Genomic DNA, 13,569 nt, shown 5'->3' with positions numbered 1-13,569 from the left:
GGTGGTCCAAGAGCCGCACGACGTTCCGGCCGTCTCCGGGCTGAGCTGGAGCGAGGTCGGCGACGCGGTGTGGCTCGCGATGGCGATCGGGGACTCCGCGCCGCGCGCGCACCCGGAGTTCGAAACACCCGAAGCCGCGGTCTACGACGACGAGCAAGCCCACGGTTTCCCGGAGCCGCCGGAAGAACCGGCCGGCCCGGTGGCGCCGCCGTTCGGCAGCGCACCCGACCGGATCGTCACCGCGCTGGCCAAGAGCGCGGAGCTCCTGGGGGCGTCCGGCGCGGCCGTGCTCGGCCCGTCCCGGTACCTGCCGGAGGCCGCCGCGATCGTCCGCGCGCTCCGGCCGCTCAAGCAGACACGCCCTTCGGCGCACGAGGAAGACGTCGTCCTCGACGAGGAGGTGACGGCGGAAGACGCGGTGCAGGACCACCTTTGGCTGCCGAGGACGAAACCGGCGATGGTCCGCGGGCTGGACCTGACCGTCGTCGTCGATTCGAGCCCTTCGATGGCGCTGTGGCAGCCGACCGTCGCCGCTTTCCTCACCCTGCTCCGGCAGCTCGGCGCGTTCGGCTCGATCCAGGTGCGCTTGCTCGAAACCGACAAGCGCGGCGGCGACGGGGTGCCCGGCCCGGTGTTGCGGGGCGGCACGCCCGGTGCGCCCGAACGGCAGCCCGCCGAACTGCTCGACCCGTCGGGCCGTCGCCTCTTGATCGTGCTGACGGACGGGATGGGCGAGGCCTGGCACCAGGACTCGGTCTCGCCGCTGCTGGCCCAGTGGGGTCGGGCCATGCCGGTCGCGATCGTCCAGCTGCTCCCGCAGCGGCTCTGGGGCCGGGCCGGGCCGCAGCTGCACCACGCCAGGCTGACGACGCCGGGCCCGTTCCGGCCGAACCGGCGCTACGGCCTCGAACTGCCCGACGCCTGGCTGACCGGTGAAGACCCGGAGACGGCGGGCGCGGGCGCGGTGCCGATCCCGGTCGTCGAACTGGATCCGCGGTGGCTCGGCTGGTGGGCGCGGACGATCGGCCGGGCGCAGCCGGACCCGGTGCAGGCGGTCGTGCTGCTCGCCCGGACGCAGCCGCAGCCCGCCGAGCCGTGGGACGGGCCCGTGCTGTCGGCGCAGGACCAGGTCAAGCACTTCCACGGCGTGGCGTCGCCGCCCGCGTTCCGGCTGGCGACGTTGCTGGCCGCGGTCCCGGTCAGCCTGCCGATCGCCCGGTTCGTCCAAGCCGAAATGGTCCCCGAAGCGGACACCGCCGACCTCGCGGAAGTGCTGAGCAGCGGACTCCTCGACGTGCCGTCGAACGTCGAAGCGGACGAGATCGTCTATGAATTCCCGCTCGCGGTGCGGGAAGCGCTGCTGGCCGCCGGCCGCCGGTCCGACACGGTCCAGGTCGTCCGCGCCACCGGCGGGCGGTTCGGCGACCGGCACCCGGTGCTGCTGCGGGTCACCGAGGCACTGGACGACCCCGAACGCGCGCCGCTGCCGGCCGCCGACACCAGCCTGGCGGACGGCGTCGCGCTCGAACGCGCCGTGATGCGAGCCCTGTCGGGACCGTACGCGGGACGCGCGGAACGCTTGCGGCACTGGGAATCCGCGGTGGGTGCGCCGGGCCCGGCGGAGGAACCGAGCGGTTCGACGACCGAGAACCTGGTCGCCGACGTCCACGAAGAGGCGGCGGACTCCCGCCAGCGGGTCCGCCAGCTGACCACCGACGCACCGACGGTCTGGGGAGCGGTCCCGGCCCGCAACCCGGACTTCACCGGCCGCCACCGGCTGTTGGCCGCACTGGCCACCGACCTCCACGACGGCGGCCGCGCCGTGCTCCACGGCATGGGCGGCCTCGGCAAGACCCAGATCGCGACCGAGTACGTCTACCGCCACCTCGACCGCTACGACCTGGTGTGGTGGGTGAGCGCGGCGCAGGAGACGCAGATCCGCGCGTCCCTCACGGAACTTGCGCGGCAACTCGGGTTGCCCGGCGCCGCGGAGACGGTCACGGCGGTACCGGAGGTCCTCGAAGCACTGGGCGAAGGCGAGCCCTACCGCCGGTGGCTGCTCGTGTTCGATTCGGCGGACAACCCGGAAACGGCGTTGCCGTTCCTCCCGGCCGAAGGACCGGGCGAAATCCTGGTGACGACGAGGAACCCGGGGTGGCCGGACGTCTTCCCCAGCCCCATCGAGGTGGGCTCCTTCACCCGCGAGGAAAGCGTGGAGCTGCTGAGCCTCCACGATCCGCGGCTCGACGCGGACCAGGCCGACCGGATGGCCGGGCGGCTCGCCGATCTGCCGCTCGCGCTCGCCCAGGCGGCCGCGCTGCGAACGGAAATCGCCCTGCCGGTCGACGAATACCTGCGCCGGTTCGACGAAAAGACCGCGGAAATCCTCGAATCCGCGACACCGACCGAGTACGAGGTGCACGTCGCCGCCGCGTGGAACGTGTCGTTCGACGAGCTCGGCACGCGCAACCGCGCCGCGCACCAGCTGCTGCAGGTTTGCGCCTTCTTCGCTCCGGAGCCGATTTCCCGGAGTCTCTTCACCGGAGTCCGGCGGTTGTCGATCGCGCCGGAGCTCGACTCGGCGATGCGCGATCCCACCCTGCTCGACCAGGCCCTGCGCGACATCCACCGGTGGGGGCTGGCGAAGGTCGATCACCGGTCCGACACGATCCGGCTGCACTGGCTGGTCCAGCTCGTGCTGCGCAACCGGATGACCGAGCAGCACCGCCGTGACATCCGGCACGGCGCGCACCTGCTGCTCGCGAACCGGGACCCGGGTGATCCGGCCGAGGCCCGCCTCTGGCCGCAGTACCACTTGGCCCTCCCGCACATCGACGCCGCGGAGCTGATCGACTGCGGCGACGACGAGGTGCGCGCGCTCGTCATCAACCTGTTCAAGTTCCTCTACTTCTGGGGTGACCACACCGGCGCGACGATGCTCGCCCGGCGGGTGGTGGACGCGTGGACGGACCGGTTCGGCGAAGCGGACGCGTTGACGCTGGAGGCGTCGGAGCGGCTTGGCTTTTTCCTCTGGGCTTTGGGCCGCTACGAAGAAGCGGAGGTGATCAACAACCGCACGCTCCGCCTCTACCAGCGGAAGGAGACCACTGGGCGGCGGTCGGAACAGACCCTGAACGCCCAGGTGGCGGTGGCCGCGGTGCTGAAGGCCCGTGGCGACTTCGCCGCCGCGCGCGAGCTCAACCTGGCGACCTACCACGAGGCCGCCGCCGTTCTGGGCGGGAACGAACCGAAGACCTTGACCGCCGCCCACGACCTGGTCGTGTGCCTGCTGCTGACCGGCGAGTACGACGAAGCCCGGCGAATCGGCGAGGACACCTACGCGCGTCGCGCGGAGATCTTGGGGCCGGACAACGCCGCCACCATCAGCACGCTGAACATCCTGGCGATCTGCCGCCGGGAGATCGGTGACTACACCCTCGCGCGGCTCGAGCAGCAGAAGATCGTCGAGCGGGTCCGCCGCCTGGTGCGGGACGAGAACGCCAGCGTGGTCCGGCGGGAGCACCACCTCGCCGTGGCGCTGCGGAAGGACGGGCAGTACGAGGCCGCGCTGGCCCTGTCGGGAAGCACGTTGGAACGCTTTCGGTCCCGCTACGGCCTCGGCAACCCGAACACCCTGCCGTGCGTTCTGGCGCATTCGATCGACCTCCGCTGCGTCGGGGACCTCGAAGCGGCGAGGAACCTCGGGCAGCAGGCGGTCGACCTCTACCGGGCCAGCCTCGGCGACCGGCATCCGCACACCCTCGTCGCGCAGATCGATCTCGGCGTGACGCTCCGGTTGCTGGGCGCCGTGTCGGCGGCGCGGGACCGGGACCGGGCTGCCTTCGGCGAACTGCGGAAGGCACTCGGCGCCGACCACCCGCACACGATCGCCGCGGCCATCGACCTCGCGAACGACCACGCCGCCGTCGGCTCGCCGAAGTCGTCGGCCGCGCGGCTGCTGGCCACCGGCACCGAATGCCTGGCGCGTGCCCGGCGGGTCCTCGGCGAAGACCACCCGGTCACCCTGGCGGCCCAGCTCAACCGGGCGCTCGACCTGCGCGCGGCCGGTCGGAGCCGGGAAGCCGCGCTGCAGCAGCAGGACGCCGTGGCCCGCTACCGCCGGGTGCTCCGCGCGGACCACCCGGTGACGGTGGCCGCCGAGCACGGGGTGCGTGCCGTGTGCGACATCGACCCGACACCGCTCTGACCGGTCAGCGGGCCTCGGCGAGCCAGTGCGCGACTTCTTCGGGAGCGGGTTCCGGCGCCGTCCGCCGCCGGATGCCGCGGAGGACCGCGCGGACGACTTCGGGCCGGTCGAGCAGGACGGCCGCCGCCGGGTCCCCGGTCGTCCACAGGGCGAGGCCCAGTCCGATCAACGCCGCCGGTGCGTCCGGGTCGCCGAGCAAGGCGGTCCGGTACGCCTCGAGGGCGTCCTGGCCACGGCCGTCCACGAGGGCGAAATCCGCCTCGGACGCGCCGGGCACTTCCCGCCAGAGGGCCGTCGCGCGGCGGGCACCGTCCTCGCCGAGGCGGACCCGCAGCAGGTCGGCGCGTGCGTTGGTCCAGTCGCCGTCCGGCTCGGTGACCAGTGTCGTGCCCACCCCGTCGGCACCGGGAACGGGCGTTCCGCGCAGCCAGCTGTCGACGATCAGCTCGATCGCTTCCGGCTCCGGCCGGAGGTGGCGGAGCCGCCAGCCCGCGCGGTGGTCGGCGGCCACCAGGTCCGCCCGGCGCGCCGCGGTCGCGAGGACCTCGTCTTCCTGCCATATCGCGGCGCGCTCGGAGACGAGCGCGAGGAACCGCCGTCCCGGGTCGGTCAGCGCCTCGTCCGTGCGGACCGTTTCGAGGGTCCGCGCGACCTGGTGCCGCCAGTGGGCGTACTCGAACGCCGCCAGTTCGTCGTCCGGGTGCTGGGCGCTGAAAGCCCGGTAGAACTCCGTGACCGCGAAGAAGGCGTAGATGCCGTGGACGACCCCGCCGAGCGGACGGGGATCGTCACGCCACGGGGCGTAGAGCCGCTCGGTCCGGTCGTCGGTGTGGAGCCGCACGAACTGCAGCAGACCGCCGAGCCGGATGTGCTGGAACTCGTGCACCAGCGCCGCGGCCAGCGTTACGGGGTCTTCGGGCCGGCAGATGAGCGCGCTGCCGAACGCTTCACCGCTGGACGCGCTCGGCAGCCGGAACGGGAACCGCGGTCTGGGCACGATCGTGTCGAGACCGGCGGGCAGGGCGTCCGCGAAGTCCGGGAGCAGCCGGACGATCAAATCCCAGGCCTGGGCGAGGAGGCCGCGCCAAGCGGTCAGGTCCGCCGGGTCCAGCCGGTCGGGCGCCGAGGGGCCGAAGAGCCCGCGGTACGGGTCGACGTCGTCGAGCCGCACCGAGAACCGCCGCCGCCCGCTGCCCAGTTCCGCGGTGCGGATCCCGCGCCAGCCGGGCGCGTCGGCGGAGGGGTCGGCGGGGACCACGACGACCCGGTCACCGGTCACGATCTCGATCCGGCCGCCCGCGGACTTCAGCTCCGCCGTCTCGGCCTCCGGAGCATCGCCCAGCTGCGCGAGGCCGAGGGTGGGCAGCGCGACGTCACCGCGCCACACCGGCACCCGCACCTGGAAGGTGCCGACCCTGGCCCGCACCGCGGCGGCCGCGGCCAGGGCGTGGACGTGTCCGATGTGGACCCACAACGGCCGGGGGTCGGTGGTCAGCTGCCGGAGCAGGCGGGTGGTGTGCCCCGCCCAGCTGCCGGTGTAGGGGTGGGCGAGCACCTCGTCGAGCGCGGCCGGGTCGGTTTCCTGGGCGAGCACGAGCAGGTCCCACGCCCGTTCGGGGGACGGCAGCGGACCGCGGAGGGCCGGCACCGCCGCGACCTTGTCGATGATGTCCCGCAGGAGGAGCAGCCGTCGGCTGCGATCCGCCGTGCGCAATCGCCGTACCAGGTCCGGGCCGCCTTCGGAACGCGCCAGAAGGTCGAACTCCGCCCAGGAGAAGGTGTGCATGACGGATTCGGGTGTGTTGCTTGTGGGGAGCACGGTCAGTCCTTCGGGAAGCGGCTTACTCGACCCGTTTCGCTTCACTCCCGCTCGCCGTTACCGGGATGTGCGCGGCTCGTTCGGCAGCGTGACGCACCGACTTGCGCAAGGCCGCGGAGTCGAGTTTCCGCAGCTGGGACAGCGGAACCGCACTGAGGTCGAGGAGTTCGGACTCGATCTCCGGTCGCCTGGTGCCGCCCGGTGATCGCATCGCGATTTCCCCTCTCTCGAGAACCCGCTTGGAGGCGCGCGTAAGCTAGCACGCCCCTTCGATCACCCTTGCGAGGTGGCTCGCGAACGCCACTTTACTCCGGACGGATCAGGGGTTCCGATCCTTTTCACGGGCCGGAACGCCGGGCTCGGGAATGACGCCAAGTGGGTGCTCGGAGGTTCCGGTTCCCCCGGGCGGGACTCCTGAAGCTCGCTCGTGTGGTGGTCAGGCACGCGCTGTGTCATGTTTTTGCCCTTTTCCGGTTAAGCCGAACAGGTAAACTCACGATCTTCGGTGCGCTTCTCGGGGGTGGGAGGTGGTGCGGCAGGTGGCGGCGAGGCAGGGGCAGCCCGGCCCGGGTATCGCGGTCCGCAGGGCGGTGGTGGACGTGCTGGTGGTGGCCGGTTTCGCCGATGACAAATCCATCCGCACCCTGATGGTCGGTGAACTGCGTGAGGCACTCGACCACCCGTTCACCTTTTCGGACCAGCTGACCGGCCGTGACCAGCTGATCGAAATCGTCTCCGCGTGCTGCCGCCTCCGCGAAGGGCTGAACGTGCTCGCCGGCGTGATCGAGTTCCTGCGTCCGGGGAGCAAAGAATGCGCCGAGGTGCGCGCGCTCGTCTCCTCGGTGCGGATGCACGAAGTCGTGCCGGTCGCCGAACAGGAGAAACTGCGCGAACGGCTCGCGGGTTTCGCGCCGCCCGGGCTCGCGAAGGCCGTGCGTCGTGCCGCCCGCTACGTCTCTCCGCCGCCGCGTTACGAAGACGCGTCGGCGGCCTTCTCCGGACTTGCCGACTTGAACGCGGGACCCGGGGAATTGCCGCCGTTGTTGATGTTCGTCGAACTGATCGCCGCCGAATGCGACCGCGCCCTCGCCGCGGAACTGCGCGCGTGGTCGGACGGGCAGGTCCGGCGGCTCCGCCTCCGGGACGCCCTCGACCAGCTGCGCGCGGAGCTGACGGCGCCCCGGCCGGCCGCGGGCCGGCTGCACCTCGTCGTGGTCGTGCGCCCGGATCCCCTCGAAGACGACCTGTACGAGCTGTCTTCGTGGCGGCAGGACGATCCGGCGGACTGGCCGCCCGCCCGGGGTGAAACGGTCCTGGTCCGGGAAAGCCAGCTGGAGCGCCACGTCGACGTGCTGGTCGGCGAAGCCGAAGAAGCCTGGTCCGAGGTGGCGGCCGACGTGGTGGTCGAGTTCGTGCTGCCACGTGAACTGCTGAACCTCCCCGTGCACGCGTGGGCGACGGAGCGTGCTTCCGGTGCGCCCAAGCCGTTGTACCTCAGTTACCCGACCGTGGTGCGTTCGCTGGAACGGATGAGCTCACCGCGCTGGCACCGCGTCTGGCGGCAGCGCTGGGAGGCGTGGAGCCGTGATCCTTCGTTCGAACGGGTGTATTTCTGCGGCGCGGGTGATGGTCCCGATCGACTCCGGCTCGAGGCTGTTTTGAGCAATCGGCAATGGGCGATGACGGTGCTCACCGAATCGCCGCCGGTCAGAGCGACATCGGGTGATGACGAGCTTTTGCCGGCGTTGCGCGCGGGGGTCCCGGTCATCGTCTGGCACCCGTCGGCCCCTTCGGAAGTCGTTCGCGAAGTGGTAGCCTGGCTAGCCGAAAGCCGTGGCGGATTGGGGGATTTGCCCGCGGTGGCGAGGGAGTCTCGACTGGACGCTCTTCGGAATCCGCCGTCGTCGGGCGATGGTGGTGTACTCACGGACCTGGTGGTGCTATGGGACGACCCGAATCGGTTGCTTCCCCTCGGCGAAACCGGGATCATCGGGCACCTCGAAGGAGGTGCCGATTCGCGTGACCGAGCTTCCTGACACCCGGATCGGAGCGTCGCAGCATCCGGACAGTCCGCCCGATTGGTGGATTTACCGTGGTACTGGCCGCCCGTTGCACGACATCAGGCTGGCCGACCGGTTGCCGGACCCGCCGCCGTGGCGCACCTTCCGCGGAGCCACGCTCCCCGAGCGGGACGTCTTCCCGCCCGACGACGGTGAAATCGAGCGCAAGCTCGGCACCGAACTCAGCTACTCCGCGCGGAACGTCGACGAGCACGAAGTCGAGATGGTCAACGCGGCGCTGTACCTCCGCCGTCCGTTGCTGGTCACCGGACGGCCGGGGAGCGGCAAGTCGAGCCTGGCCTACCGGATTTCCCGGGAACTGGGACTGGGCCGGGTGCTCCGCTGGCCGATCACCTCGCAGACCACGCTCAAGTCCGGCCTCTACGACTACGACGCGATCGGCCGGGTCCAGGCCGCCGCCGCGTGGAAGGAACTGGCCGCCTCCGGCGCGGGAACCACGGCGGAGGTCCCGATCGGCGAATTCGTCCGGCTGGGTGAACTGGGCACGGCGTTCCTCCCCCGGCGGCTGCCGCGGGTGCTGCTGATCGACGAGCTCGACAAGTCGGAATCGGACCTGCCGCACGATCTCCTCGGGCTGTTCGAGGACGGCGAATTCGCGGTCCCCGAGCTGGCCAGGGACGCGCGCCGCTCGGTGCGGGCCGAGGTGTTCACCGCGGATCCGGGGTACACCGCCGAAATCGAGCACGGCCGGGTCCGGTGCGCCGCGTTCCCCGTCGTCGTCATCACCAGCAACGGGGAACGTGAATTCCCGCCCGCGTTCCTCCGCCGCTGCCTCCGGCTGGAAACCCGGGATCCGGACGCCGGCCAGCTCGCGGCGATGGTCGCCGCGCACGCCATCGACCCGGACGGCAGCCGGGCCGCGCTGATCGAAGACTTCGTCACCCGCAGCGCGGGGGTGGGCGGGCTGCCGGCGGACAAGCTGCTCGACGCGATCTTCCTGGCCACCTCGGGCGCCTACCGGCCCGAGGACGACGCGTGGCCGCGCCTGGTCGATTCGCTGTGGCGCCAGCTCAATCCGCAGGGGCCCTGAGATGCCGGACCCCACCGCGGGCGAGCCCGACCTGACGTGGACCGAACTCGGCGACGGCCTGTGGCTCATGGCGGCGATCAACGGGACCGCGATCCCGGACCCCGCCCCCGCGGAGCGCCCGGCACGTCCGCCGGATCCGGTCGAGGACCGGCGGGAAAGCCCCGGACCGGTTTCCCGCGACAACGAAGAACCCGAGCTCGTACCGGCCGCCGGCGGTGGTGCTTCCGCCCCGGACCCACCGCCGGACGAACGGGAATGGCTCACCGAGCAGGCCGCCGGAAACGGCGGTCTGCTCGCACCCGAGCCGGGTGCCGGCCGCGCGGACGCGGAACTCGCCGGCGTGGCGACCGCGCCGGTCCTGCCCGGTGCGGCCCAGCTGGTCCGCGCGTTGCGGCCGTTCAAACGGAAAGTCCTGTCCAAGAACGACGCCGACGTCGAACTCGACGAAGAACGCACCGCGGAGGAAGCGGCGCAGAGCGGGATGTGGCTGCCCGTCACCCGCCGCCGCCGCGACCGCTGGCTCGACCTCACGCTCGTGATCGACTCGACGCCGTCGATGGCGCTCTGGACCCCCACGGTGAACGCGTTCATCCGCTTGGTCGAACGCGTCGGCGCCTTCCGGTCCGTCCGGGTGCGGCTGCTGGAAACCGGCAAGACCGGCCCCGCGGAAGGCGGTGCGGTGGTCGGTCCCACCCTGCGCGGCGGGACCGCCGACGCCCCGGCGAGGGGAGCGGGGGAGGTGATCGGCTCGGCCGGCCGGAGCCTGCTGCTGCTGGTGACCGACGGCGTCAGCGACGCGTGGCACCGGGACCTGGTGTCCCCCATGCTCGCCCGCTGGGGGCGGGCCATGCCGGTCGCGATCGTGCACCTGCTGCCGCACCGGCTCTGGTCGCGCGGCGGCATGGGCGTCTGCCAGACGGTGCTCACCCCGCCGGGACCGCTGCGGCCCAACGGAACCTACGACGTGCGGTCGGCCGACGTGCTGCTGGACCCGGAGGAAGCCGAAGGGCTCACCGCGGGCGCGGTGCCGGTGCCGGTGCTGGAGCTGCAGGACCGCTGGTTCGGCTGGTGGGCGTCACTGGTGACGGGAGTGGGCGGCGTAGCGCGGAAAGCCGCGGTCGTGCTCGCCCGCGACGAGCCGCGGCCGGCCGACGCCGACACCGAAGCACGGGTGGAACGGTCCGCACGGGAAAAGGTGCAGCAGTTCCACAGCTCCGCGTCGCCACCGGCGTTCCGGCTGGCGACGCTGCTCGCCGCGGTACCCGTGGACGTCGGCGTCGCCCGGACGCTGCAGGCGGAACTGGTCCCGGGCTCCGGGCCCGACCACCTCGCCGAGGTGTTCACGAGCGGGCTGCTCGAGCGCGCCCGCGACGGAACACCGTGGGACCGCGCCCAATGGGAGTTCGCCGGCCACGTGCGGCAGCTGCTCCTGCGCGGCGCGCGGCGCTCGGACACGGCGCACGCGGTGATCAGCGCGTCGCGGCGCTTCGGCGACCAGAAGCCGGTACTGGTGCGGCTGCAAGCCGCGCTGGCGGCCCCGGACGCCACCCCGGACCCCGCGCTCCCGGCGGCGACGCCCGCGGAGATAGCACTGGAACGTGACTTGATGCGTGCGTTGTCCGGTCCGTATTTGTCCCGGGCGGATCGGTTGGAGAGTAGAATCGCGGGCATTGGTCAACTCGGCGATCGAACGTCCACTAGCATCCCGGCGGTGAGTGACACGATGTCGCAGGAACTCAAGCCGATGGGTTCCTCGAGTGAACCTGAATCCGTTGTCCGCCCCGATGCCAGGACCGTGGACATATCCCCGTCGTCGAGCGAGGCGCCTCCGGCTCTGCGCACGAAGGTCGTCCGCGAAGTTGCCGACATGACCAGTCGAAGCGTACGCCGATCTGGTGATGAAGCACCACCCGTTTGGGGTGCTGTCCCACCGAAAAACCCCAATTTCACCGGGAGACGTGAACTACTCGATCAATTGGGTGAGCGGCTGGGCGCGGGCACCACCGCTGTCCTGCCTGCGGCGTTGCACGGAATGGGCGGTATTGGCAAGACGCAAATGGCGGTGGAATATATCTACCGGCACTTGCAAGACTACGACATCGTGTGGTGGATCCAAGCCACCCAGCCCACGCAGATCCGCAAGTCGCTCACCGAACTCGCCCAGCACCTGAGGCTGCCGGGCGCCGACGAAGCCATCACGGCGGTACCGGCGGTCCGCGAAGCCCTGCGTCTCGGCCGGCCTTACCGGCGCTGGCTGCTGGTCTTCGATTCGGCCGAAGACCCGGAGATGGTCCGGCCGTTCTTCCCGGTCGACGGGCCCGGCCAGATCCTGGTCACCTCCCGCAACCCCGGCTGGGCCGGGATCGCGCGGCCGCTTGAAGTTGCCGTCTTCCAGCGCGACGAAAGCAAGAACCTGCTCAGCCTCCGCCGCTCCGGGCTCGCGGACGAGGACTCCGATCTGATCGCGGAGAAGCTCGGAGACCTGCCGCTCGCCGTCGAGCAGGCGGCCGCGTGGCTCGCCGAAACCGGTATGCCGGCGGAGGAGTACCTGCGGTTGTTCGACGAGAAGGTCACTGAAATCCTCGACACTTCCGCTCCGAGCGACTACGAGGTGTCGGTCGCCGCCGCGTGGAACGTGTCCTTCGACGAGCTGAGTTCCCGCAGCCCGGCAGCTCACCAGCTGCTGCAGGTCTGTGCCTTCTTCGCGCCCGAGCCGATTTCCCGGAGCTTGTTCGCGGGGGTCCGCGGAATCTCCGTCGCTCCCGAACTCGACTCGGCCCTCAGGGACCCGATGCGGCTCGGCCGCGCGATCCGCGACATCAACCGCTACGGCCTGGCCAAGATCGACCACCGCAGCGACACGCTCCTGCTGCACCGGTTGGTCCAGCTAGTGCTGCGCAACCGGATGGGTGCCCAGGACCGCATGGAAATGCGCCACGGTGCGCACCTGCTGCTGGCGAACCTCGACCCCAATGACCCCGCGTCACCGCAGACGTGGTCGCGTTACCAGGAAATCCTGCCCCACATCTACGACACCGAACTGACCGAGTGCACCGATCCCTGGGTGCGGCAGCTGGTCATCAACCTCTGCAAGTTCCTCTACCACTGGGGTGACCACCAAGGAGCGCTCGCACTCGCCGAGAGGGCAGTAAAAGCGTGGGCGACGGATCGGGAGGCTCGGGTCGTCCGAGGCGAGGAACCCGCCGAAGACCCGCCCCTGCTTGAGCTCAGTGCGTCCGAGCGACTGGCGTTTTTCCAGTGGGTCGTCGGGCGCTACAACGATGCCGCCGAAGTCGCGAAGGAGACGCGACGGCGCTACGTCGAGGCAGTCGGCCCGGACCGTGAAGAGACCCTGAACGCGCAACTCACTTACGCGCTTATTCTGAAGGCACGCGGCGAATTCGCGGAGGCGCGGAACCGCAACAGGGAGATCTACGAGAAGGCTGTGGCCCTGTTCGGCGACGACGATCCGATCACGCTGGGTGCCGCACACGAATTAATCGTGGCACTGCTCCTGACCGGCGAATACGAAGCTGCACGCGACCTGGCCGAGGAGACTCACAGGCAACGTGCCGAAATCTTCGGTTTTGACAACGACAATACGATCGGCACCGAGGTGGTGTTCGTGCTCGCCCGGCGTGAACTAGGGCACTACCCGTGGGCCCGGATCGAAATGCAGCGCATCGCAGAGCGCGCCGAACAGCTTTACGGTGGCGACAGCGTCGGCACGCTCCGGCGGCGTTACTTCGAGTCGGTGGCTTGCCGCAAGGACGGCGACCACGTGGCGGCATTCGAGCTTTCCGGTGATGCGCTGAAGAAGTTCCGCGCTCGTTACGGCAACAACCACCCGAACGCGATGGCCTGTGCGCTCGGGCATTCCATCGACCTCCGGCACGCGCGGAGATTCGCCGATGCCCGCGCGCTGGGCGAAGAGGTTTACGACCTCTATCGAGAGAACCTCGGGGAAAAACACCCGCACACCTTGTCGGCTCAGCTCGACCTCGGCGTGACTCTCCGGCTCGGTGGCGACCCGGCCAGCGCCCGCGTGGTCGACGAGAAGGCGCTGGCGGGAATGCGGGAAACCCTCGGCGAGGACCACCCGAACACGATGGTCTGCGGGATCGACCTGGCGAGCGACCTGTTCGCACTGGATCGGGTTGGCGAGGCGGCGGCTCTGGACGCCGACCTGCTGGACCGTGCCCGTCGCGTCCTGGGCGAGGACCACCCGACCACCTTGGCCGTGCAGCTCAACCGTTCGCTGGACTTGCGGGCCCTGGGCGAAACGGCTGAGGCGGACGCGCTCTATGACGATGCGCTGACGCGGTACCGCTTGGTGCTCGGCGAAAACCACCCAGGTACGGAGTCGGCGTTGCGCAGTGTCCGCGCGGACTGCGACATCGACCCGATGCCGTTGTAGCTGGTCGCGTTTCGC

At 70.7% G+C, this 13,569-nt stretch carries 5 protein-coding genes; 4 read left to right on the top strand and 1 reads right to left on the bottom strand.

Features of this window, described 5'->3' with window-relative positions:
* Nucleotide 1: 1 nt before the first annotated feature.
* Nucleotides 2–4,207 carry an FxSxx-COOH system tetratricopeptide repeat protein gene (gene fxsT, locus G3I65_RS16425; protein ID WP_309235500.1) on the top strand — a complete coding sequence of 1,402 codons (4,206 nt, stop codon included), beginning with the start codon at nucleotides 2–4 and terminating at the stop codon, nucleotides 4,205–4,207.
* 4 nt (nucleotides 4,208–4,211) lie between these two features.
* On the opposite strand, the gene G3I65_RS16420 is transcribed toward fxsT (G3I65_RS16425), so the two are convergent.
* The gene (locus G3I65_RS16420) at nucleotides 4,212–6,026 is read right to left on the bottom strand and encodes an HEXXH motif domain-containing protein (protein ID WP_309235499.1); all 1,815 of its coding nucleotides are present in this window, start codon (nucleotides 6,024–6,026) and stop codon (nucleotides 4,212–4,214) included.
* A 593-nt stretch (nucleotides 6,027–6,619) separates the two neighbouring features.
* Between G3I65_RS16420 and G3I65_RS57335 the strand changes: the two genes are divergently transcribed.
* The 3 genes from G3I65_RS57335 to fxsT (G3I65_RS16410) are packed head-to-tail and all read left to right on the top strand — an operon-like array spanning nucleotide 6,620 to nucleotide 13,554.
* Complete coding sequence (locus G3I65_RS57335) at nucleotides 6,620–8,062, top strand: hypothetical protein (RefSeq protein ID WP_309235498.1); 1,443 nt, start codon at nucleotides 6,620–6,622, stop codon at nucleotides 8,060–8,062.
* Nucleotides 7,944–9,137, top strand: coding sequence for an AAA family ATPase (locus G3I65_RS16415; RefSeq protein ID WP_375336687.1), 1,194 nt, complete (start codon nucleotides 7,944–7,946; stop codon nucleotides 9,135–9,137). The genes G3I65_RS57335 and G3I65_RS16415 overlap by 119 nt, the downstream gene beginning before the upstream one ends.
* Nucleotide 9,138: 1 nt before the next feature.
* Nucleotides 9,139–13,554, top strand: a complete 4,416-nt coding sequence (gene fxsT / locus G3I65_RS16410; protein WP_239071244.1) for an FxSxx-COOH system tetratricopeptide repeat protein — start codon at nucleotides 9,139–9,141, stop codon at nucleotides 13,552–13,554.
* Nucleotides 13,555–13,569 lie beyond the last annotated feature (15 nt).

This window comes from Amycolatopsis sp. SID8362 (genome assembly GCF_010550475.1).
GTDB classification, from domain to species: Bacteria; Actinomycetota; Actinomycetes; order Mycobacteriales; family Pseudonocardiaceae; genus Amycolatopsis; species Amycolatopsis eburnea.
This window is presented reverse-complemented; position numbering and strand designations above follow the sequence as displayed.